The sequence below is a fragment of the Pseudomonas sp. FeS53a genome (assembly GCF_000931385.1).
Lineage (GTDB): Bacteria > Pseudomonadota > Gammaproteobacteria > Pseudomonadales > Pseudomonadaceae > Metapseudomonas > Metapseudomonas otitidis.
Genome location: NZ_JYFT01000035.1, coordinates 80,379 through 102,422, shown reverse-complemented (window position 1 = coordinate 102,422; position 22,044 = coordinate 80,379). Strand labels below are relative to the sequence as shown.

The following is a 22,044-nucleotide window of genomic DNA, read 5'->3' as shown; positions in this document are numbered from 1 at the left end:
GCGGCGCCTTGCCGTGGCGGGTTCGGTCACCCGATCGGCCGGTGCGCAGGGGCTCGCCGACCCCTACCAAATCAGGACCGGAACTCCGTCGAAAGTAGCATTCGGAGCCCTCCGGGCCGGTGTTTAACTCGAGGCGCCGGAATGCTCCGGCCCCCAATAAGAAGAGGATCGACCCATGTGGACCAAACCCGCCTTTACCGACCTGCGCATTGGCTTCGAAGTGACGCTGTACTTCGCCAACCGCTGATCCGAAGCGCCCCGGTTCGCCGGGGCGTTCTGGGGGTTCTCCCATGCATATCCGCATTCTCGGGTCCGCCGCTGGCGGCGGATTCCCGCAGTGGAACTGCCACTGCCGCAACTGCGCCGGCCTGCGGGCCGGCACCCTCGACGCCGAGGCGCGCACCCAGTCGTCCATCGCCCTGAGCGACGACGGGGTGAACTGGGTGCTGTGCAACGCCTCGCCCGACATCCGCGCGCAGATCGAGTCCTTCGCGCCGCTGCGCCCGGCCCGCCGCCTGCGGGATACCGGCATCGCGGCGGTGCTGCTGATGGACAGCCAGGTCGACCACGTCACCGGCCTGCTCAGCCTGCGCGAGGGCTGCCCGCACGCGGTCTGGTGCACCGAGATGGTCCACCAGGACCTGACCCGGGGCTTCCCGCTGTTCGAGATGCTCCGGCACTGGAACGGCGGCCTGGTCTGGAACCCCATTGCGCTGGACGGTGAAGCCTTCGTCATCCCCGCCTGCCCGGGGCTGCGCTTCACCGCCATCCCCCTGCGCAGCAGCGCGCCACCCTATTCGCCGCACCGGGGCAACCCGCACCCGGGGGACAACATCGGCCTGTTCATCGAGGACCTGCGCAGCGGCGGCTCGCTGTTCTACGCGCCGGGCCTGGGGCAGGTGGACGAGGCCCTGCTGGGCTGGATGCGCCGCGCCGATTGCCTGCTGGTGGACGGCACGCTCTGGCGCGATGACGAGATGCGCCTGTGCGAGGTGGGCGACAAGCTCGGCAGCGAGATGGGCCACCTGCCCCAGAGCGGGCCGGGCGGCATGATCGAGGTGCTGGACGGCATCCCCGGCCCGCGCAAGGTGCTCATCCACATCAACAACACCAACCCCATCCTCGACGCCGGCTCCGCCGAGCGGGCCGAACTGGCCCGCCATGGCATCGAGGTGGCGCGGGACGGAATGGACATCCGGCTATAGGAGCCTTGCCCATGAGCCAGCACGCCATGACCCCGGCGGCATTCGAGCAGGCCCTGCGCGCCAAGGGCGCCTGCTACCACATCCACCACCCGTTCCACGTCGCCATGTACGAGGGCCGCGCCAGCCGCGAGCAGATCCAGGGCTGGGTGGCCAACCGCTTCTACTACCAGGTGTGCATCCCGCTGAAGGATGCGGCGATCCTCGCCAACTGCCCGGACCGCGACACCCGCCGCGAGTGGATCCAGCGCATCCAGGACCACGACGGCGCACCGGGCGAGGCCGGCGGCATCGAGGCCTGGCTGCGCCTGGCCGAGGCGGTGGGGCTGGATCGCGAGCAGGTGCTGTCCCAGGAGCTGGTGCTGCCGGGGGTGCGTTTCGCCGTGGACGCCTACGTCAACTTCGCCCGCCGCGCCAGCTGGCAGGAGGCGGCCAGCAGCTCGCTGACCGAACTCTTCGCGCCGCAGATCCACCAGTCGCGCCTCGACGCCTGGCCCACCCACTACCCGTGGATCGACCCGGCCGGCTACGACTACTTCCGCTCGCGCTTGTCCCAGGCCCGGCGCGACATGGAGCACGGCCTGCGCATCACCCTCGCGCACTACCGCACGGCGGAGCAGCAGGCGCGGATGCTGGAGATCCTGCAGTTCAAGCTCGATGTGCTGTGGAGCATGCTCGACGCCATGAGCATGGCCTACGAGCTGGAGCGCCCGCCCTACCACACGGTGACCCGCGAGCGGGTCTGGCACCGGGGGCTGGGGCTATGAGCGAGGACCTGCGCATCCGCGTACCGGCCCTGCGCCGGGGCTTCCGCTTCCAGTTCGAGCCGGCCCAGGGCTGCCACGTGCTGCTCTACCCGGAAGGCATGGTGAAGCTCAACGAGAGCGCCGGGCTGATCCTCGAACAGGTGGACGGCCAGCGCAGCGTCGCCACCATCATCGACCAGCTCGCCGAGCGCTTCCCCGGCGTGCCGGGGCTGGACGAGGACATCCTCGCCTTCATGGAGGTGGCCAGTGCTCAGTTCTGGATCGAGCTGCGTTGAATCGCTCGGCACGGCCAGCCCGCCCGGCCCKCCCCTGTGGCTGCTCGCGGAGCTGACGTACCGCTGCCCGCTGCAGTGCCCCTATTGCTCCAACCCCCTGGACTTCGACCGCCAGGGCGAGGAGCTGAGCACCGCCGAGTGGATCGAGGTGTTCCGCCAGGCCCGTGAGCTGGGCGCGGCGCAGCTGGGGTTTTCCGGCGGCGAGCCGCTGGTGCGCCAGGACCTGGCCGAGCTGATCCGCGCGGCGCGCGGCTTGGGTTACTACACCAACCTCATCACCTCCGGCATCGGCCTCACCGAGGCGCGCATCGCCGAATTCGCCGAGGCGGGGCTGGACCATATCCAGGTCAGCTTCCAGGCCGCCGACGAGGCGGTGAACAACCTGCTGGCCGGCTCGCGCAAGGCCTTCGCCCAGAAGCTGGCCATGGCCCGGGCGGTGAAGGCGGCGGGCTACCCGATGGTGCTCAACTTCGTCACCCACCGGCACAACATCGACCACATCGAACGCATCATCGACCTGTGCCTGGCGCTGGAGGCGGACTACGTCGAGCTCGCCACCTGCCAGTTCTACGGCTGGGCCGAGCTGAACCGCGCCGGCCTGCTGCCGACCCGTGAGCAACTGGCCCGTGCCGAGGCGGTGACCCACGCCTACCGGGAAAAACTGGCGGCCGAGAACCACCCCTGCAAGCTGATCTTCGTCACCCCGGACTACTACGAGGAGCGCCCCAAGGCCTGCATGAACGGCTGGGGCAACCTGTTCCTCGACATCACCCCCGACGGCACCGCGCTGCCCTGCCACAGCGCCCGGCAATTGCCGGTGCAGTTCCCCAACGTGCGTGAACACAGCATCCGCCACATCTGGCAGGAGTCCTTCGGCTTCAACCGCTTTCGCGGCGATGCCTGGATGCCCGAGCCGTGCCGTTCCTGCGACGAAAAGGACCGCGACTTCGGCGGCTGCCGCTGCCAGGCCTTCATGCTCACCGGGGATGCCAGCAATGCCGACCCGGTGTGCAGCAAGTCGAAGCACCACGGCCTCATCCTCGACGCCCGCCGCCAGGCCGAGGAGGCGCCCGGCGGGCTGGATGCTCTGGTGTTCCGCAACCCGGCCAACGCCCGGCTGATCGCCAAGGCGTGACCCTTGCCGAGGCCCTGAACGGAGGCCGTCATGCCGTCAACTGCCCTGCCTTTCGGGACCTGGCCGAGCACCTTCAGCGCGATCGATGCGGCCACCGCCAGCTGTGATTTCGGCGAGCTGCGCGTCGCGCCCGAGGGGCTGCTGTGGAGCCGTTTCGACCCGCGCGATGCGCGCACCACCCTGTGGTTGTGGCAGGGCGGCGCGCCCCGCTGCCTGACCCCGCCGGGGCAGTCGGTGCGCAGCCGCGTGCACGAGTACGGCGGGGGCGCCTTCTGTGTGCTGGACGGCGCCGTGGCCTTTGTCGACGAGGCCGACCAGCAGCTCTGGCTGCAGCCCCTCGATGGCGACCCGCTGTGCCTTGTCGGCGCGCCGGGCAGCCGCCTGGGGGACCTGGCCTTCGACCGCCAGGGCCGGGCAGTGCTGGCGGTGGAGGAGCAGCACGGTGATGGGCCGGTGCGCAACCGCCTGGTCAGCCTCGACCTGGGCGACGGCCAGCGCCGGGTGGTGGCCGAGGGGGCCGACTTCTACGCCGCGCCGACCCTCTCCGAGGACGGCCTGCGCCTGGCCTGGATCGAGTGGGACCGGCCCGCCCAGCCCTGGACCAGCACCCGCCTGTGCTGCGCCTGGCGCGAGGCCACGGGCGGCTGGTCGGCGCCGCGCGTGGTGGCGGGGGAGGGCGGTGGCGAATCCCTGCAGCAACCGCGCTTCGACGCCCGGCGGCGCCTGCTCTGCCTCAGCGACCGCGACGGGGCCTGGCGCCCCTGGGGCGAGACGGCCGATGGCTGGCTGCCGCTGCCGGGCTGCGCGCGACTGGACCACGCGCCGGCACCCTGGCAGCTGGGGCTGTGCACCTGGCTGTCGCTGGCGCCCGGCCAACTGCTGCTGAGCCGCTTCGAAGGCGGCTTCGGCCACCTGGTGGAGCAGCAGGGCCACGCCGAGCGGCGCCTGGCCCCGGAGTGGACCCGCTTCCGTGCGCTGGCGGCGGATGCGCGGGCCTTCTATTGCATCGCCCATGCACCGGACCGGTCACCGGCGGTGCTGGCGGTGGACCGAATCGGGGGCGAGGTGCAGGTGCTGGCCGGGGGCGAGCGGCCCTTGCCGGCCGAGGCCGTGCCCAGGCCCGAGGCCATCACCTTCGCCAGCGGTGGCGAGCCGGCCCACGGCTTCTTCTACCCACCGTGCAACCCGGCCTGCGAGGGCCCGGCGGGCGAGCGGCCGCCGCTGCTGGTGTTCGTCCATGGCGGGCCGACCTCGGCCTGCTACCCGCAGTTCGACCCGCGCATCCTGTTCTGGACCCAGCGTGGTTTTGCCGTGTTCGACCTCAACTACCGGGGCAGCAGCGGTTATGGCCGTGCCTACCGGCAGGGGTTGCAGGGGCGTTGGGGGGAGGTGGACGTGGCAGATGCGCGGGCGGTGGTCGCCCACCTGGCCGGGCTCGGGTGCATCGACCCGGCGCGGGCGTTCATCCGTGGCGCCAGCGCCGGCGGCTTCACCACCCTGCTGGCCCTGGTCGGGGACACGCCGTTCCGCGCCGGCACCAGCCTCTATGGCGTCAGCGAGCCCCTGGCGCTACGCCGGGTGACCCACAAGTTCGAGGCCGACTACCTCGACTGGCTGATCGGCGACCCCGTGCGCGATGCCGCCCGCTACCACGCCCGCAGCCCGGCCCTGCACCCGGAGGCGATCCGCGCGCCGGTGCTGTTCTTCCAGGGCGGCCGCGACGTGGTGGTGGTGCCGGAGCAGACCCGGGCCATGGCCGACGCCCTGCAGCGCCTCGGCCGCGAGGCCCAGGTGCACCTCTACCCGGAGGAAGGCCACGGCTTCCGCCAGGCCGCCAACCTGGCCCATGCGCTGGAGGCGGAGTACGGGTTCTATCGGCGTTGGCTGTAAAGACGGCAGAAAGCGCGTCGTTATGAGAGCGGTGCCTGGTTTTCATGCAGGCCAACACCCGATGGTCGGATTGAAAACGTTATCTTTTGCAGTAGTCTGCTAGCCCATTCCATAACAACAAGAATCAGGCGGTTTCATGCGCCACGACATCAGCCAACTGCGTAAATTCGTCTCCCCGGAAATCATCTTCGGTGCCGGCTGCCGGCATAACGTCGGCAACTACGCCAGCACCTTCGGCGCGCGCAAGGTGCTGGTGGTGTCCGACCCCGGCGTGGTCGCCGCCGGCTGGGTGGCCGATGTGGAGGCCAGCCTGGCGGCCCAGGGCATCGACTACCGGCTGTTCACCCAGGTGTCGCCGAACCCCCGGGTGGAGGAGGTGCACCAGGGCGCGGACGTCTACCGCGCCGAGGGCTGCAACGTGATCGTCGCCGTCGGCGGCGGCAGCCCGATGGATTGCGCCAAGGGCATCGGCATCGTGGTGGCCCACGGGCGCAGCATCCTGGAGTTCGAGGGGGTGGACACCATCCGCGTGCCCAGCCCGCCGCTGATCCTGATCCCCACCACCGCCGGCACCTCGGCGGACGTCTCGCAGTTCGTGATCATTTCCAACCAGACCGAGCGGATGAAGTTCTCCATCGTCAGCAAGGCGGTGGTGCCCGATGTGTCGCTGATCGACCCGGAAACCACCCTGAGCATGGACCCGTTCCTCTCGGCCTGTACCGGCATCGATGCGCTGGTGCATGCCATCGAGGCGTTCGTCTCCACCGGCAGCGGCCCGCTCACCGATCCCCATGCCCTGGAGGCGATGCGGCTGATCAGCGGCAACCTGGTGGAGATGATCGCCAACCCCGACGACATCGGCCGCCGCGAGAAGATCATGCTCGGCAGCATGCAGGCGGGGCTGGCGTTCTCCAACGCCATCCTCGGGGCGGTGCATGCCATGTCCCACAGCCTGGGCGGCTTCCTCGACCTGCCCCATGGCATGTGCAACGCGGCGCTGGTGGAGCACGTGGTGGCCTTCAACTACAACGCCGCGCCGGAGCGCTTCCGCGTGGTGGCCGAGACCCTGGGGCTGGACGTGCGCGGGCTGAACCAGACGCAGACCCGCCAGCGCCTGGTGGAACACCTGGTGGCCTTCAAGCGCTCGGTGGGCTTTGCCGACACCCTGAGCCTGCACGGGGTGTCGGTGTCGGACATCCCCTTCCTGTCGCGCCACGCCATGGAGGACCCGTGCATCCTCACCAACCCCCGCGAGTCCAGCCAGCGGGACGTGGAAGTGGTGTATGCCGAGGCACTCTGAGGAGCAGCGCCAGGCCCTGCTGGGCCTGGGCAGCCACTCCGCGCGCAAGAGCCATTACCCCGAGCTGCTGAGCCGCCTGGAGGAGCTGGAGACCGAGCGCAACCGCTACAAGTGGCTGTTCGAGCACGCGGTGCACGGCATCTTCCAGGCCAGCCTGCAGGACGGGCTGCGCGCGGCCAACCCGGCGCTGGCACGGATGCTGGGCTACGCCCAGGCCGACGAGCTGCTGGCGATGCCGGCGGATTTCGCGGCGCTGCTGTTCGCCGACGGCGCGGCGGAGCTGGAGCGCATCCGCGCCCGCCTGCGCGGCAAGCCGGGGCTGTTCGGCTACGAGACACGCCTGCGGCGGCGCGACGGCAGCCATGTGGACGTGCTGATGAACCTGCTGCTCAAGCCGGACGAGGAGGGGCTGGTGGAGGGCTTCGTCGCCGATATCACCGAGCGCATCCTCGCCCAGCAGCGCCTGCAGCACCTCAACGATGAGCTGGAGCAGCGGGTGGCGGCGCGCACCGCCGAGCTGGAGGCGCTCAACGGCCAGCTGCGCGAAGCACGGGATGCCGCCATGGCGGCGAACCTGAGCAAGGACAAGTACCTGGCGGCGGCCAGCCACGACCTGCTGCAACCGCTCAATGCGGCGCGGCTGCTGGTGGCGACCCTGCGCGAGCGCCGCCTGCCGAGCGCCGAGCAGCAACTGGTGGAGCGCACTCACCTGGCGCTGGAAGGGGCGGAGGACCTGCTCACCGACCTGCTGGAGATTTCCAAGCTGGACCAGAGCGCCATCCGCCCGGACGTGGAGGCCTACCGCGTGCAGGACCTGCTGGCGCCGCTGGTGTCGGAGTTCGAAGGGGTGGCGCAGTCCGCCGGGTTGCAGTTGCGCGCGCGCATTCCCCGGCACCTGGCGGTGCGCACCGATTTCCGCCTGCTGACGCGCATCCTGCGCAACTTCCTCAGCAATGCCTGCCGCTACACCGAGCGTGGTCGTGTGCTGCTGGGGTGCCGCCGGCAGGGCGATACCGTGCGCCTGGAGGTGTGGGACAGCGGCCGGGGCATTCCGGCGGACCAACTGCGGGCGATCTTCCTGGAGTTCAACCAGCTGGACCGGGGCCGGGCGGCCGAGCGCAAGGGCGTGGGCCTGGGCCTGGCCATCGTCGACCGAATCGCCGGCATCCTCGGTTGCCCGGTGGAGGTGCGCTCCAAGCCGGGGCGGGGCTCTGTCTTCGCCATCCGCGTGCCGCTGGCGCCGCTGCCGGAGGTGCCGGCCCGTGATAGCGCAGTGGCGCGCCCGCTGGCCGGTGACCCGCTGCCGGGACGACGCCTGCTGGTGGTGGACAACGAGGTGAGCATCCTCCACAGCATGGCGGCGCTGCTCGGGCAGTGGGGCTGCGAGGTGCTGGTGGCGACGGACCTGGACGCCGCACGGGCGGTGCTGCAGGGGCAGGCGCCCGAGGCGATCCTGGCGGACTTCCACCTGGACCACGGGGTGACCGGCTGCGAGGTGGTGCGGGCCCTGCGGGAGCAGTTCGAGCGGCCCATCCCGGCGGTGATGATCACGGCCGACCGCAGCGACGAGTGCCGCCGCGAGCTGCAGGGGCTGGGTGCGCCGATGCTCAACAAGCCGGTGAAGCCGGGCAAGTTGCGGGCGGTGCTGAGCCAGTTGCTGGGCTAGCGAAGGCGGTTCAGGGGGCCTTGCCGAGGGTGCTCTGCAGGCGCTGGCGGTAGGCGTCCGATTCGCGCTGGCGGCGCACTTCATCCCAGATCGCCTGGGCCAGCTGGGGCGTTGTCTGCACCCGCTGGTGGGAGAGCATCAGGTAGTAGTCCTTCTGCTCCAGCGGGATGGGGCGCTTTTCGATATCGACTGACAGGTCCGGGTGGTCCGCCAGGACCTTGTCCGCCCGCAGCGTCTGCATGGCCGCCACGTCGAAGCGGTGACCGTGGAGCATGCGCATCAGTGCCACCGGGTCGCGGCTGGTCTCTTCCACCTGCAGGCCATGGTTGAGCAGCATCGGGATGATGGAAAAACCGCTGAGGGAGCCTACCTGCCCCTGGATGCCGTGGAAGGCCTGGCCGTCCCAATCGGCGGCGCTGCCCTTGATGCGGTAGAGCGAGTAGCTGGCGTCGTGCAGGCGGTAGTCGCGGTCCGGTCGGCCGTCCTTGAGGCCGGGATAGAGGCCCAGCGTCAGGCGCTCCGGGTTGAAGGAGGCGGCGAAGGCGCCGTCGTAGAGCCCTCGGGACAGGCCGTCGAGGCAGCGCTTCCAGGGCATCGGCACCTGGCGGATGTCCAGGTGCAGGTCCTCGCCGAGCTGGTTGAGCAGGGCCTGGTTGAGGCCGCTGCCATCAAGCATCACCCAGGGCCAGGAATCCTGGTCCTCGTAGCAGAACACCAGTGGACCGTTGGAGTCCGCCCGGGCCGGTAGACAGAGGAGGCAGGCGATGAGGCAGGCAAGTGGCTTGAAGCTCGGCATGAACTGGCTATCCCGGGCGTGTGCCCGGAGAAGTGTAGACGGGGGGAAAGGGGGCGGCTTTCTACCATGCTGGCCAATGGCCGTCCCGGTTCGTTGGTGAGGATGTGAACCGGTCTGCGTTCTGCAGCCGTTGCGCTGGAAGAAACGGCGGGGTGAGGGGCCTGGGGTTTTCGGCAGGCAATAAAAAACCCGCCGTTGAGGCAGGTTTTTTCCGGATTTGGTCGGGATGATGGAGTTCAATCTTCATAACTGTATGAAATAAAAGAAAATTTCTATTTATGGTAAGGGCATATAAGTAGTTATGCGTCGCCAGCTAGGGGAGCAGTAACTGTGGGCGAGCGAATGGCGAGAGAACAGAAACGCACCTTTGACCTTTGCTGAGTATACGGAGGTGCCTCGAAAAGATAGCATCTAGCCATCAGGACGCTCGGCTGAGAGGTGTACCACCTTCATCCGGTTGGGTCAGAGGATCGCCCTCAATGGCCTAGGCACAAGGTGAGTGCCACACTTCAGGAGCGCCTGATCGTTATCGTCATACAGATGGAGTTAATGATGTTCGATCATAGGCACTACGTACCGGTCATGAAGTGGAGGCAAGGCGAGTATCAAGCTTTGTTAAAACTGGACTCGTCAGTTAAGGAAAAAATCACCCCTCTGTTTGAAATTCCTACAGAAGAATGGGACTACGAAAATGAGCGCCCTAAAAAAACTCTGGATGAGCACATCGAGAAGTTTGGGAAGAGGCTGAAGGAGAAGTGGGGAAATAGGCGCTGCTTTGTTGATTCTTGTTATTTAGTCCCGACTTCTACTTGTGCAGATGGTGCGCATCACCTTTCAAAACTCATTGAGTTGGCAGAGTCTGAAGGGTGCGCTGCTGTACCAGTAACGGGTTTGCGTCGACATAGAGACTATCAGGAAGCGGTATCGTCCCTCGTTACCGAGTTTGGTAGGGGGATTTGTTTGCGCATTAAGGTCGAAGATTATGATAGTTCGGATATAAAGCAGGATATTCAGGGGCTCTTGGATTATCTATCGCTGGCGCCTGGGGATGTTGATCTTGTTATCGATTCTGGCGAGTATGTGCCTCATTCTGCTTCTGTATATGCCAATAATTTGCTTGGGTTAATGAGGAGCACTCCTTTCATAAATCGTTGGAGGACGCTTTCTGTTTCTGGGACGGCGTTTCCGGCAGTAGTAAGTGCCGCAGAATATAGGCCACTAGGAGAGGCGATTCGCTATGAGTGGGTGGGGTATAAATTGCTTCTCAAGAAATTGAGAGATGATGAGAGAGTTCCTACTTTCTCTGACTACACCGTTTCTCATCCGCGAACAGAGAAGCTTGATCCTAGGGTTCTGGATCCAAATGCAAAAATTAAGTACACGATTGACGAGAAGTGGCTGATCGTTGTCGGTACTCAAGTTAAAAGAAATGGTAGGGGGCAGTATATCGATTTATGCCAGCGGATATTGCAGTCTGGAAAATTTGACAATGTGGGCTTCTCATGGGGAGACGACTACATAGATGGCTGCGCCAACGGTACGGAAACCACAGGTGGTACATCTACTTGGCCAAGTGTGACAAATAACCATCATGTCACGCGAGTGGTGTCTGAGATCTCCAGCCTTCACGTAATTTGAGTCTTTCTCGTATTAGGCTGCGAAGCTCAGTTACCTTGGTGTTCTCTACCAGTAATCCATATAGCCCTGCTTTGTTTACTCGCAGGGCTTTTGGAGGAAGCCCTTTACTTAGGAGTATTTCCTCTACCTCTGGTCTCCAGAGCAGATGTGCAACATGGAATGGGGATATGTTTGGATTGTAAGAAACAGGTCTTACGGTACTGATATTTACAGCCCCACGTGATCCGACAGTAACGGTTTTGATCCCCCACCACTCCGGAATTATTAGCTCTGCCTTGCCTAGGTGCCGCTCTGCGACAACTAACGTGGCTTTGTCTAAGGATCTCGAATAAGTTTCTACTTGGAACGGCAGGCGCTCCAGCGTGTCGGCATCACTCTTAATTTCATAGCCGTGGATTGCGCCGTTCACAACAGTGATATCAACTCTACAAGAGCCATGCTCTAGCCCTAGCTCCTCAATCACTAACGTACTTGGATCATTCACGTGCTCGGCGATTACTTTGCTGAGCAATGCTCGTCTGACATCCCTGTCGCGAGTTTTTGATCTGGTCGCCATAGCTAGTCCGTATTCTCGGCTCATTCATTATTCAAAGTGCGAACGGTTCTTGCGAGCTGATTGAATCAGCAGAAGCTGAACGCAATCACTGCGCAGACTGCTGGAGCACAGTTAAGCTCGTCGAAGACATCGCCAACCAAACCGTTAGAGCTTTGGTCCTCGCCTAGCTTAGCTCGGCCGCCAGTCGGAATATCCCGTGCAGGGATTCAGGGCGCGCATTTTCGCTCACTGCTCCCTAGGAAAGCCAGTGCTGGTGGCGCATTGAGGCTCATTGGTTTTTGATCGGCCGATCTATCCAGCCCACACGTGTGGTGATGGACCGGATCGGTCGTTTGTCAGGTGAGCGGTAGATACTGGTGGCCTGCCTAGGGCAGACAGGAAAGCCGCTCGAAGGGAAAGGGAGAGAACGCCTACTTGGCTGTGACGGCTGCTTCGGCACGCTTGGTCGGTCTCTAGTTACTGACGCCGGACATCCACCCCCGGCGTTCTTCCGACCTGCTAATAGCAGAGCCCCTTGGGGTGATTTAGTTACGAGAGGATTTTTGCCGTTGCTGTCGTGTTCGCGATAGAGGGTTGCTTCCGGATTAAGGGTAGCGAGGGTTCTATCGGCTAGTCGGCGGCGCTTGGGCCGCCAAGAACAAAAAAGCCCGCACTAGGCGGGCTTTTCAGTGTGTTTCTGGTACTGCTTGGGACAACCAGAAACATCGTGTTGGTCGGAGCGACTGGATTCGAACCAGCGACCTTCTCGTCCCGAACGAGACGCGCTACCAAGCTGCGCTACGCTCCGTGAGATGGCGCGCATTCTACAGAAAACTTTTTGGTCGACAAGGGGTTAGCGAAAAAAAATTTGCGGGGCGACGGTTTTCGCGCTCTGGCGGGGGTGCAGATGAAACAAAGCCCGCGACGGGCAGGACCCGTGGCGGGCTGGGCGCGGGTGAGGCGCGGGACGATCAGAGTTCCTTGATGGTGCGGACCTGGTCCTTGTTGACCTTGGCGCGCTTGCCATCGAGTTGCTCGAACTCGTAGAAGCCGGTGTCGTCGTCGTAGTCCGGCTTGTCCACGGTCTGCAGTTCGCGGCCGTCGTTGAGGGTGATCACGCTGGGGGTGGAGCAGCCGGCGAGGGCGGCCAGGCCCAGTACAAGCGCAAAAGCGGGAAGGATCCGCTGGTTCATCTGCCATCTCCTTGATGAATGAACGGGTTGTTCTGGAGGCTCTGACGGACGAAGCGCGGCCAAAGTTCCGGAACCGGGCCAGTGTCACGCCGTCGGGGGCGTGCTTTCAAGCAGTTCCGGGGTGTTCAGGTTGGCCAGGCGCGGGTCGTCGTCGGCGCAGGGGATGGCCAGCGGGTCGAGCGGGCGCAGGGCGCGCTGGGGGCTGCGCTCGCCGGCCTGCCAGGCAGCTTCCAGCACCGGCAGTACGCTGCGCGGCAGGACGCAGAACAGCGGCTCCCAGAAGCCGCCCCGGTGCAGCATCGCCGGGCGCTCGCCGGCGGCGTCCAGCAGGCGCTGCAGCAGCTCGTCGTCCACCAGCGGGGCGTCGCAGGGCAGCACCAGCAGGTGCGGGTGGCGGGCGGCGGCCAGGCCGGCGCGGATACCGGCCAGGGGGCCCTGGTAGTCGGGGCTGTCGTCCTGCACCAGGCGGTCGGCCCAGGCGGTGTAGCGTTCGGTGTTGCGGTTGCAGGAGATGATCAGGTCGTCGGTGATCGGCCGGGCCACGGCGTGCAGCCAGTCGATCAGCGGACGGCCGCGCCATTCCACCAGGCCCTTGTCGCGGCCGCCCAGGCGTTGCCCCCGGCCACCGGACAGCAGCAGGACGGAGCAGGGCAGGGCAGGCACGGCGGGCATGGGCGAGGTCTCGGCGAACGGGCGCTGTGATATAACACCGGCCTCCCTGTCCTACAACTGGAAGCCAGCCATGAACCACAAGGCCGAGGCGGTGTTCGTGCCGCTCAATATCGCCGTGCTCACCGTCAGCGACACCCGCTCCCTGGAGACCGACACCTCCGGCCAGCTGTTCGTCGATCGCCTCACCGCTGCCGGCCACAACCTGGCCGCGCGCGTCCTGCTGAAGGACGACCTGTACAAGATCCGCGCCCAGGTGGCCACCTGGATCGCCGAGGACACCGTGCAGGTGGTGCTGATCACCGGTGGCACCGGTTTCACCGGCCGCGACAGCACCCCCGAGGCGGTGGCCTGCCTGCTGGACAAGCGCGTCGACGGCTTCGGCGAGTACTTCCGGCAGATCTCGGTGGCCGACATCGGCACCTCCACCCTGCAATCCCGCGCCCTGGCGGGCCTGGCCAACGGCACCCTGGTTTGCTGCCTGCCGGGTTCCACCAATGCCTGCCGCACCGCCTGGGACGGCATCCTCGGCGAGCAGCTGGACAACCGCCACCGCCCCTGCAACTTCGTGCCGCACCTGAAGGCCGCCGCCCCCTGCGAGAGCCGCGGATGAGCGGCTGCGACCACCCCGGGTTGCTGCCGGTCGAGGCGGCCCAGGCGCGCCTGCTGGCGCTGGCCGATGCGGCGCGGATCGCCGGCGTGGAAGCCCTGCCGCTGGCCCAGGCCGATGGCCGCGTGCTGGCCGAGCCTCTGGTGGCCAGCCTGGACCTGCCGCCCTGGGACAACAGCGCCATGGATGGCTATGCCCTGCGCCTGGACGACTGGCAGGGCGAGCCGCTGGTGGTGAGCCAGCGGATTCTCGCCGGCAGTGCCCCGGCACCGCTGCAGCCCGGCACCTGCGCGCGCATCTTCACCGGGGCGCCGCTGCCCGAGGGCGCCGACTGCGTGGAGATGCAGGAGAACGTCGAGGTGCTGGCCGATGGCCGGGTGCGCCTGCTGCAGCCGCTCAAGGCCCGGCAGAACGTGCGCCCCCGTGGCCAGGAAACGCGGGTGGGCGAGACGGTGCTGGATGCCGGCACCCTGCTCGGCCCCATCGAACTGGGGCTGGCCGCGACCCTTGGCGTGGCCGTGCTGCCGGTGCGCCGCCGTGCGCGGGTGGCGGTGCTCTCCACCGGTGACGAACTGGTGGAGCCGGGCCAGGCCCTTGGCCCCGGGCAGATCTACAACAGCAACCGCACGCTGCTCTGCGCCTGGCTACGCCGCCTGGGCTGCGAGGTGGTGGACGGTGGCATCCTCGCCGACGACCTGGAACTGACCCGCCAGGCCCTGGGCGCGCTGAGCGATGTGGACCTGATCCTCTCCACGGGCGGGGTGTCGGTGGGCGAGGCGGACTTCCTCGGCCAGGCGCTGCGCGAGGAGGGCGAGCTGGCGCTGTGGAAGCTGGCCATCAAGCCGGGCAAGCCGCTGACCTTCGGGCATTTCCGGGGGGTGCCGGTGATCGGCCTGCCGGGCAACCCGGCCTCGACCCTGGTGACCTTCGGCCTGCTGGCGCGGCCCTACCTGCTGCGTCGCCTGGGCGTGGAGCGCATCGAGCCGCTGGGCTTCCCGGTGCCGGCCGGGTTCACCTGGAGCAAGCCGGGCAACCGCCGGGAGTACCTGCGGGCACGGCTGGAGAATGGCCGGGCGGTGATCTACCGCAACCAGAGCTCCGGCGTGCTGCGCAGTGCCGCCTGGGCAGACGGCCTGGTGGAAGTGCTGGAAGGCACCACCCTGGCCGAGGGCGACCTGCTGCGCTTCATCCCCCTCAGCGAACTGCAGGCCTGATCTGGCGAGCCCGGAGCCCCGGGCGTCAGCTCGGGGATCAAGAGCCCCTGGGCTGAAGCCCAGGCTACGGGGCGGTGCTTGCGGGGGCATCTGTAGCCCGGACTTCAGTCCGGGGATGAAGAGCCCCTGGGCTGAAGCCCAGGCTACGGGGCGGTGCTTGCGGGGGCTTTTGTAGCCCGGACTTCAGTCCGGGGAGAAGAGCCCTGGGCTGAAGCCCAGGCTACGGGGCGGTGCTTGCGGGGGCATCTGTAGCCCGGACTTCAGTCCGGGGATGAAGAGCCCCTGGGCTGAAGCCCAGGCTACGAGGCGGTGCTTGCGGGGGCTTTTGTAGCCCGGACTTCAGTCCGGGGAGAAGAGCCCTGGGCTGAAGCCCAGGCTACGGGGCGGTGCTTGCGGGGTATTTGTAGCCCGGACTTCAGTCCGGGGATGGAGCGCTCAGCCCTGGCGCTTGGCCTCCCGGTATTCGCCGGGCGTCTGGCCGGTCCAGGCCTTGAAGCTGCGGTGGAACGAGCGTGATTCGGTGAAGCCGAGGTAGGCGGCGATGTCCTGGATCGCCAGGTCGCTGCGCAGCAGGTAGTGCTCGGCCAGCTCCTGGCGCAGCTCGTCGAGGATCTGCTGGTAGCTGGTGCCGGCCTGCTGCAGGTGGCGCTGCAGGGTGCGCACCGTCATGTGGAATTTCTCCGCCACCCGCTCCTTGCGTGGCAGGCCGTCCTTGAGCAGCAGGCGCAGTGCATTCTTCACCCGTTGCGGCAGCGGCTCGTCCTGGTCCAGCCCGGCCATCATCGCCAGGGCGTGTTCCTCCAGGGTGCGCAGGAGGTTGGCATCGGCCTGGCGCAGGGGCACGGCGAGGTATTCCAGGGGCACCAGCAGGGCGCTGCAGGGCTGCTCGAAGTGCACCGGGCAGCCGAATACCGCTTCGTAGTCCTCCTGGCGCGTGGCCGTTGGCAGCGCGTGCTCGAACCACACCTCGCGGGGCGAACGCTCCATGTCGGCGATCCAGCGGGCGTAGAGCAGCCAGGAGGCGAGCACGTTCTCCACCATGTGCCGGCGGATCTCCGGGGCTTCGTGGCGGCAGTTCCAGCTCAGGCGGATGTGGTCCGCGCCGGCTTCGATCTGGCTGGTGCCCATGTCCCCCACCAATTTCTCGTAGGGAATGATGCGGCTCATGGCTTCGCCCAGGGTGGCGCAGTTCATGGTGATGTAGCCCAGCACGCTCCAGGAGCCCGGCTGGACGAAATGCGCGGAGTGCAGGCCGAACAGCGGGTCGCCGGACACTTCGATCAGGTGCTGCAGCAGGCGTTCGTGGCTCTCGCTGGGAATCCGCCGGCCGTTGTCGGTGAGGTCCTCGGGCTGCAGGCCGGCGGCGCGCAGGGCGGCGTCGCGGTCCAGGCCCAGGTGGTCGGCATGGCGCAGGTACTTCAGCAGGGCGGGAACGGAGGTATAGCCGAGCGCGTGCATGGGTTCTTCTTGTTCTGGGTTGTCCTGATTGGCGATAGCCGCTGTCCCGATCAGACAGTGACGCTGCGGGGCGGCTGGCTAGTATAGGCAGCCATCGAAAACCTTCGAAACAACCAGGACAAGGAGAACGGGATGCGACGCTGGAACGGCTGGGGCGACGAGTCGACCGTGGTGGAGCTGCCGGCCAATGGGGCCGAATTCCTGGGCGCGCGGGTCGGCGCCGGGCAGGTGCTGGCGGATGCCACCCTGGAGCAGGTGCTGGCCAGCGTGCCGGCCTCGCGCCTGCCGGTGCATCCGCTGGTGAGCCAGGATGCGGAGGTGCGGGTGCGCCACGCCCGTGGCCAGAGCCTGCCGGACTGGCTGGCGATGCGCGAAGGCCGCTTCGAGGTGTTCCCCGACGGCGTGGCCTTCCCCGAAAGCCCCCAGGACATCCGCGTACTGATGGCCTGGGCGGCCCAGCACGACGTGGTGCTGATCCCCTACGGTGGCGGCACCTCGGTGGCCGGGCACATCAACCCGCAGGCCTCCAGCCGCCCGGTGCTGACCCTGTCCCTGGCGCGCATGAGCCGCCTGCTGGAGCTGGACGAGGCGAGCCAGATCGCCACCTTCGGCCCCGGTGCCAACGGCCCGCAGGTGGAAAGCCAGTTGCGCGCCCGGGGCTTCACCCTGGGGCACTTCCCGCAGTCCTGGGAGCTGTCCACCCTCGGCGGCTGGGTCGCCAGCCGCTCCAGTGGCCAGCAGTCGCTGCGCTACGGGCGCATCGAGCAGCTGTTCGCCGGCGGCACCCTGGAGACCTTCGACGGCCCGCTGGAGCTGCCGACCTTCCCGGCCTCGGCGGCCGGGCCGGACCTGCGCGAGCTGGTGCTGGGCTCCGAGGGGCGCTTCGGGGTGATTTCTGAGGTCAAGGTGCGGGTGTCGCGCCTGGCCGATCAGGAGCGCTTCTACGCGGTGTTCCTGCCGGACTGGACGCGGGCGCTGCAAGCGGTGCGGACCCTGGCCCAGGCGCGGGTGCCGCTGTCCATGCTGCGCCTGTCCAACGCCATCGAGACCGAGACCCAGCTGGCCCTGGCCGGCCATCCGGAGCGCATCGCGCTGCTGGAGAAGTACCTGGCGTTCCGTGGCGCGCGCGCCGGCAAGTGCATGCTGACCTTCGGCGTGACCGGCTCGCGGGTGCAGAACGCCGCCTCGCTGCGCCAGGCCAAGGCGCTGCTGAAACCATTCGGCGGGGTGTTCACCGGCACCCTGCTGGGCAGCAAGTGGGCGGAGAACCGCTTCCGCTTCCCCTACCTGCGCCACGCCCTGTGGGAGGCCGGCTACGTGGTGGACACCCTGGAGACGGCCACCGACTGGTCCAACGTCGACGCCCTGATGGGCAAGGTGGAGGCCAGCCTGCGCGAGGGCCTGGCGGACGAGGGCGAGCGGGTGCACGTGTTCACCCACCTGTCCCACGTCTACGGCGAGGGGTCGAGCATCTACACCACCTACGTGTTCCGCCCTGGTGCGAGCTACGAGACGGCCCTGGGCCGCTGGCAGCGCCTCAAGTTCGCGGCGAGCGAGGTGATCGCCCACAACCGCGGCACCATCAGCCACCAGCATGGCGTGGGCCGCGACCATGCGCCCTGGCTGCCGTTGGAAAAGGGAGTGCGTGGAATGGCCACGCTGCAGGCCATGGCCCGTCACTTCGACCCGGACGGCCGCCTGGCGCCCGGCGTGCTGCTGCAGGACTGAGCCGTGGCGACCTGGAACGCCGCCTGGCGGGCGGCCGCGCTGCCGGCGCTGGCTGCGCAGGAATGGGACCTGATCGTGGTCGGGGGCGGCATCACCGGTGCCGGCATCCTGCGTGAGGCGGCGCGGCGGGGCTGGTCCTGCCTGCTGCTGGAGCAGCGCGACTTCGCCTGGGGCACCTCCAGCCGCTCGTCGAAGATGGTCCACGGCGGCCTGCGCTACATCGCCAAGGGGCAGATCGGCCTCACCCGCGACTCGGTGCGCGAGCGCCAGCGCCTGCTGGCGGAGGCGCCCGGCCTGGTGGACCCGCTGAGCTTCGTGATGCCCCATCGCGGCGGCTTTCCCGGTCCCCGGGTGTTCGGCACGCTGCTGGCGCTGTACGACGCCCTGGCCGGGGTGCGCAACCACCGCTACCACCCGCTGCCGCAACTGCGCTTCCTGGCCCCTGGGCTGGGCGAGGCGGGGCTGCAGGGCGGGACCCAGTTCTTCGATGCCGTGACGGATGATGCACGCCTGGTGATGCGGGTGCTGGCCGAGGCCCGGCGCGAGGGCGGTGAGGCCCTCAACGGGATGCGGGTGCTGGAATTGACTCGCGACCAGGGGCGGGTGACCGGCCTGGTGGCGGAGGACGCCGAGGGCGGCGGGCGGCTGGCGTTTCGCAGCCGCGCCGTGGCCCTGGCCACCGGCGCCTGGGCAGACGAGCTGCGCCGTCGCGAGGGGCCGGAGCACATCCGCCCGCTGCGGGGCAGCCACCTGTTGCTGCCGGCCTGGCGCCTGCCGCTGGCCCATGCCATCAGCTTCATGCACCCGGGTGACGGGCGTCCGGTGTTCGTCTTCCCTTGGGAGGGCGCGACCGTGGTGGGCACCACCGACCTGGACCACCGCACGGGGCTGACCGAAGACGCAGCCATCAGCGCCGAGGAAGTCGACTACCTGCTGGCCGCCTGCGCCGCGCAGTTCCCGGATGCCGCCATCGGCCGCGCCGATGTGCTCTCCACCTGGGCCGGCGTGCGGCCGGTGGTCAGCGATGGGGCCGAGGGTCGCAAGCCCTCCGACGAGAAGCGCGAGCACGCGCTGTGGACGGAGCCCGGTTGCGTGACCCTGGCCGGGGGCAAGCTCACCACCTTCCGCCTGCTGGCCCTGGAGGTGCTGCAGGCCTGCGCGCCGTTCACCGGGCGCGAAGTGGCGGACCACGGTTCGGCGGTGTTCATGCCGGCACCGCTGCCGCCCCTGCCGGTGGGCGCGGGTTTGCAGCGGCGCCTGGCGGGCCGTCATGGCCCGGAACTGGCGCGGCTGGCGCCCTGGCTGGAGCGCTTGGGGAGCGAGCGGGTGGGCGGCAGCGAGGTGCTCTGGGCCGAACTGGCCTGGGCGGCCGAAGGTGAGCTGGTGCTGCACCTGGATGATCTGCTGCTGCGCCGCACGCGGCTGGGCCTGCTGGTGGCGGAGGGCGGCCAGGCGTACCTGCCGCGCATCCGCGCACTGTGCCAGCCACTGCTGGAATGGGACGATGCGCGCTGGGCGCACGAGGAGCAGGCATACCGGGCACTGTGGCGCCGGTACTACAGCCTGCCCGCATAACGACAAGAAAGGACGTCACCGTGAGCGAAACGAGCTACCTGCTGGCCATCGACAACGGCACCCAGAGCGTGCGTGCCCTGCTGTTCGACCTGCAGGGCAACCTGGTGGGCAAGGGCAAGGTGCCGCTGGAGGCCTACTACTCCAAGCAGCCCGGCTGGGCCGAGCAGGACCCGGACTACTACTGGTCGAGCCTGGCCGAGGCCTGCCGCCTGCTGTGGGCGTCGGTGGACATCGACCGCAGCCTGATCCGTGGCGTGGCCCTTACCACCCAGCGCGGCACGGTGATCCACGTCGACGAGCAGGGCCAGCCGCTGCGCCCGGCGATCATCTGGCTGGACCAGCGTCGCGCCGAGGCCGAGGGCCGCATCAAGGGCCCCTGGGGCTGGCTGTTCCGCCTGCTGCGGCTGGAGCCGACGGTGGACCACTTCCGCACCCAGGCGGAGGTGAACTGGGTGGCGCAGAACCAGCCGGAGCTGTGGGCGCGGACCCACAAGGTGCTGCTGCTGTCGGGGTTCCTGACCCACCGGCTGTGCGGCCGTTTCGTGGATTCGGTGGGCTGCCAGGTGGCCTACCTGCCGTTCGACTACAAGCGCCTGGACTGGGCCAAGCCGAGCGACTGGAAGTGGCAGGCGATGCCGGTGCGCCGCGAGCAGCTGCCGGACCTGTGCAAGCCGGGCGAGACTTTGGGGCGCATCACCGCCGAGGCGAGCCGCCTGACCGGCATCCCCGAGGGGCTGCCGCTGGTGGCCGCTGCTGCCGACAAGGCCTGCGAGGTGATGGGCTCGGGCGGGGTGGCGCCGGACACGGCCTGCCTCTCCTACGGCACCACGGCCACCATCAACACCACGCGCCAGCGCTACCTGGAGACGATTCCGCTGATCCCGCCGTACCCGGCGGCGGTGCCGGACCACTTCAATACCGAGGTGATGATCTACCGCGGGTTCTGGATGGTCAGCTGGTTCAAGCAGGAGTTCGGCCTGCGGGAAATGCAGCGGGCGCGGGAGCTGGGGGTGGAGCCGGAGGCGCTGTTCGACGAGCTGGTCAACGGCGTGCCGCCCGGCTCCATGGGGCTGACGCTGCAGCCGTACTGGTCCCCGGGCATCCGTGAGCCGGGGCTGGAGGCGAAGGGGTCGATCATCGGCTTCGGCGACGTGCACACCCGGGCGCACATCTACCGGGCCATCCTCGAAGGACTGGCCTACGCCCTGCGCCAGGGCAAGGAGCGTATCGAGAAGCGCTCCGGCACGCGCATCACCCGGCTGCGGGTGTCCGGCGGGGGCTCCCAGAGCGATGCGGCGATGCAATTGACGGCGGACATCTTCGGCCTGCCGGCGGAGCGGCCCCATGTGTTCGAGACCTCGGGGCTGGGGGCGGCCATCGACTGCGCGGTTGGCCTGGGCCTGCACCCGGACTTCCCCACGGCCATCGCGGCGATGACGCGGGTGGGGCAGGTGTTCCAGCCCAACCCGGAGGCGCGGCGGGTGTACGAGCAGCTGTACCGCGAGGTGTACCTGAACATGTACCGGCAGCTGAAGCCGCTGTACCAGAAGATCCGCGACATCACCGGCTACCCGGCCTGAATGGATCCGGGGCACGGGCATGTCGTGATCCCGGGCTGAAGCCCGGGCTACGGCTTGAATGGAACGCCCCCGGTGGTTGCCACCGGGGGCGTTCTGCTTTGGCTCAGGCCACGTCCACCAGCACGATCTCGGTGTCTTCCTGGGCGCTGAAGGACAGGTGCGTTTCATCCTTCACGGCGACGCCGTCCCGGGCCTGGGCGGGGATGCCGTTCACTTCGTAGCGACCCTGGGCCGCCACCAGGTAGGCCTTGCGGCCGGGTTCGAGGTGGTACTCGGCGGTCTGGCCGGCCTTGATCGTGGCGGCTACCAGCCGGGCATTGGCGCGGATGTGCAGGGCATCGCTGCCTTCGTCGATACCGCTGGCGAGGGTGACGAAGGTGCCGGCGCGCTCCCCCTTGGGAAACGGTCGGGTGCCCCAGGACGGCGCCGTACCGAACTCGGTGGGCATGATCCAGATCTGAAAGATGCGGGTGGTCTCGTCCTCCAGGTTGTATTCGGAGTGGGCGATGCCGGTGCCCGCGCTCATCACCTGCACGTCGCCGGCCACGGTGCGGCCCTTGTTGCCGAGGTTGTCCTGGTGGGTGATGGCGCCGTCACGGACGTAGGTGATGATCTCCATGTCCCGGTGCGGGTGCGGCGGGAAGCCGGAGTGCGGAGCGATCTCGTCGTCGTTCCACACCCGCAGCTGGCCCCAGTTCATCCGCGCCGGGTCGTGGTACTCGGCGAAGGAGAAGTGGTGACGGGCATTCAGCCAGCCATGCTGGGCGGTGCCGAGTTGCTGGAAGGGGCGTACGTCGATCATGGGAATCTCCT

The 22,044-nt window shown here is 67.7% G+C and carries 20 protein-coding genes and 1 tRNA gene; 14 read left to right on the top strand and 7 right to left on the bottom strand.

All coding sequences use genetic code 11. The features are described from left to right. Positions 1-175: 175 nt before the first annotated feature. The 8 genes from pqqA to SZ55_RS10140 all read left to right on the top strand — a co-directional run bounded on the left by pqqA (position 176) and on the right by SZ55_RS10140 (position 8,235). The gene (gene pqqA / locus SZ55_RS27370) at positions 176-247 is read left to right on the top strand and encodes a pyrroloquinoline quinone precursor peptide PqqA (RefSeq protein WP_072432761.1); all 72 of its coding nucleotides are present in this window, start codon (positions 176-178) and stop codon (positions 245-247) included. Between the two features lie 43 nt (positions 248-290). Continuing rightward, entirely contained in the window at positions 291-1,205 is a 915-nt protein-coding gene (gene pqqB, locus SZ55_RS10170; RefSeq protein ID WP_044405145.1) for a pyrroloquinoline quinone biosynthesis protein PqqB, read from the top strand. Positions 1,206-1,216: 11 nt separating this feature from the next. Continuing rightward, complete coding sequence (gene pqqC, locus SZ55_RS10165; protein WP_044405142.1) at positions 1,217-1,969, top strand: pyrroloquinoline-quinone synthase PqqC; 753 nt, start codon at positions 1,217-1,219, stop codon at positions 1,967-1,969. Then, positions 1,966-2,244, top strand: coding sequence for a pyrroloquinoline quinone biosynthesis peptide chaperone PqqD (gene pqqD, locus SZ55_RS10160; RefSeq protein ID WP_044405139.1), 279 nt, complete (start codon positions 1,966-1,968; stop codon positions 2,242-2,244). The genes pqqC and pqqD overlap by 4 nt, the downstream gene beginning before the upstream one ends. Next, the gene (gene pqqE / locus SZ55_RS10155) at positions 2,216-3,379 is read left to right on the top strand and encodes a pyrroloquinoline quinone biosynthesis protein PqqE (protein ID WP_044405136.1); all 1,164 of its coding nucleotides are present in this window, start codon (positions 2,216-2,218) and stop codon (positions 3,377-3,379) included. The genes pqqD and pqqE overlap by 29 nt, the downstream gene beginning before the upstream one ends. A 30-nt stretch (positions 3,380-3,409) precedes the next feature. Beyond that, positions 3,410-5,269 carry a S9 family peptidase gene (locus SZ55_RS10150; protein WP_044405133.1) on the top strand — a complete coding sequence of 620 codons (1,860 nt, stop codon included), beginning with the start codon at positions 3,410-3,412 and terminating at the stop codon, positions 5,267-5,269. Positions 5,270-5,405: 136 nt separating this feature from the next. After that, positions 5,406-6,569: an alcohol dehydrogenase-like regulatory protein ErcA gene (gene ercA / locus SZ55_RS10145; RefSeq protein ID WP_044405130.1), complete on the top strand. Its 1,164-nt coding sequence runs from the start codon at positions 5,406-5,408 to the stop codon at positions 6,567-6,569. Next, complete coding sequence (locus SZ55_RS10140) at positions 6,553-8,235, top strand: hybrid sensor histidine kinase/response regulator (RefSeq protein WP_044405127.1); 1,683 nt, start codon at positions 6,553-6,555, stop codon at positions 8,233-8,235. Before ercA ends, SZ55_RS10140 begins: the two co-directional genes overlap by 17 nt. Before the next feature lie 10 nt (positions 8,236-8,245). Here the strand turns inward: SZ55_RS10140 and SZ55_RS10135 are convergent, their stop codons facing one another. Continuing rightward, positions 8,246-9,031 (bottom strand): substrate-binding periplasmic protein, encoded by a 786-nt coding sequence (locus SZ55_RS10135; RefSeq protein ID WP_044405124.1) that lies wholly within the window; start codon positions 9,029-9,031, stop codon positions 8,246-8,248. A gap of 495 nt (positions 9,032-9,526) precedes the next feature. Between SZ55_RS10135 and SZ55_RS27365 the strand changes: the two genes are divergently transcribed. Continuing rightward, positions 9,527-10,669 (top strand): beta family protein, encoded by a 1,143-nt coding sequence (locus tag SZ55_RS27365; protein WP_082078201.1) that lies wholly within the window; start codon positions 9,527-9,529, stop codon positions 10,667-10,669. On the opposite strand, the gene SZ55_RS27360 is transcribed toward SZ55_RS27365, so the two are convergent. The 4 genes from SZ55_RS27360 to mobA form a co-directional block, all read right to left on the bottom strand. Further along, positions 10,626-11,249 (bottom strand): sce7726 family protein, encoded by a 624-nt coding sequence (locus SZ55_RS27360; protein WP_201774866.1) that lies wholly within the window; start codon positions 11,247-11,249, stop codon positions 10,626-10,628. The genes SZ55_RS27365 and SZ55_RS27360 overlap by 44 nt on opposite strands. A gap of 686 nt (positions 11,250-11,935) precedes the next feature. Beyond that, positions 11,936-12,012: transfer RNA gene (locus SZ55_RS10130), tRNA-Pro, on the bottom strand. Positions 12,013-12,175: 163 nt separating this feature from the next. Beyond that, positions 12,176-12,397 (bottom strand): YgdI/YgdR family lipoprotein, encoded by a 222-nt coding sequence (locus tag SZ55_RS10125; protein WP_044405121.1) that lies wholly within the window; start codon positions 12,395-12,397, stop codon positions 12,176-12,178. An 84-nt stretch (positions 12,398-12,481) separates the two neighbouring features. After that, positions 12,482-13,069, bottom strand: a complete 588-nt coding sequence (gene mobA, locus SZ55_RS10120) for a molybdenum cofactor guanylyltransferase MobA (protein WP_044405118.1) — start codon at positions 13,067-13,069, stop codon at positions 12,482-12,484. Between the two features lie 70 nt (positions 13,070-13,139). Between mobA and moaB the strand changes: the two genes are divergently transcribed. Further along, positions 13,140-13,679 carry a molybdenum cofactor biosynthesis protein B gene (moaB, locus tag SZ55_RS10115; RefSeq protein ID WP_044405115.1) on the top strand — a complete coding sequence of 180 codons (540 nt, stop codon included), beginning with the start codon at positions 13,140-13,142 and terminating at the stop codon, positions 13,677-13,679. Beyond that, positions 13,676-14,890 carry a molybdopterin molybdotransferase MoeA gene (locus tag SZ55_RS10110; protein WP_044405113.1) on the top strand — a complete coding sequence of 405 codons (1,215 nt, stop codon included), beginning with the start codon at positions 13,676-13,678 and terminating at the stop codon, positions 14,888-14,890. The genes moaB and SZ55_RS10110 overlap by 4 nt, the downstream gene beginning before the upstream one ends. A 435-nt stretch (positions 14,891-15,325) precedes the next feature. Here SZ55_RS10110 and gliR read toward each other — a convergent pair whose 3' ends face one another. Beyond that, positions 15,326-16,348: an AraC family transcriptional regulator GliR gene (gliR, locus tag SZ55_RS10105; RefSeq protein ID WP_044405111.1), complete on the bottom strand. Its 1,023-nt coding sequence runs from the start codon at positions 16,346-16,348 to the stop codon at positions 15,326-15,328. A 132-nt stretch (positions 16,349-16,480) separates the two neighbouring features. On the opposite strand from gliR, the gene SZ55_RS10100 reads away from it, so the two are divergent. From SZ55_RS10100 to SZ55_RS10090, 3 genes are read left to right on the top strand one after another with little or no spacing between them, the layout of a single operon-like run. Then, a complete protein-coding gene (locus SZ55_RS10100) occupies positions 16,481-18,076 on the top strand; it encodes an FAD-binding oxidoreductase (RefSeq protein WP_044405108.1) in 1,596 nt (531 codons plus the stop codon). Positions 18,077-18,079: 3 nt separating this feature from the next. Then, positions 18,080-19,651 carry a glycerol-3-phosphate dehydrogenase/oxidase gene (locus SZ55_RS10095; protein ID WP_044405105.1) on the top strand — a complete coding sequence of 524 codons (1,572 nt, stop codon included), beginning with the start codon at positions 18,080-18,082 and terminating at the stop codon, positions 19,649-19,651. Positions 19,652-19,671: 20 nt separating this feature from the next. Next, the gene (locus SZ55_RS10090) at positions 19,672-21,231 is read left to right on the top strand and encodes an FGGY-family carbohydrate kinase (protein ID WP_044405102.1); all 1,560 of its coding nucleotides are present in this window, start codon (positions 19,672-19,674) and stop codon (positions 21,229-21,231) included. A 103-nt stretch (positions 21,232-21,334) separates the two neighbouring features. Here SZ55_RS10090 and SZ55_RS10085 read toward each other — a convergent pair whose 3' ends face one another. Further along, positions 21,335-22,033 carry a pirin family protein gene (locus SZ55_RS10085; RefSeq protein WP_044405100.1) on the bottom strand — a complete coding sequence of 233 codons (699 nt, stop codon included), beginning with the start codon at positions 22,031-22,033 and terminating at the stop codon, positions 21,335-21,337. Positions 22,034-22,044 lie beyond the last annotated feature (11 nt).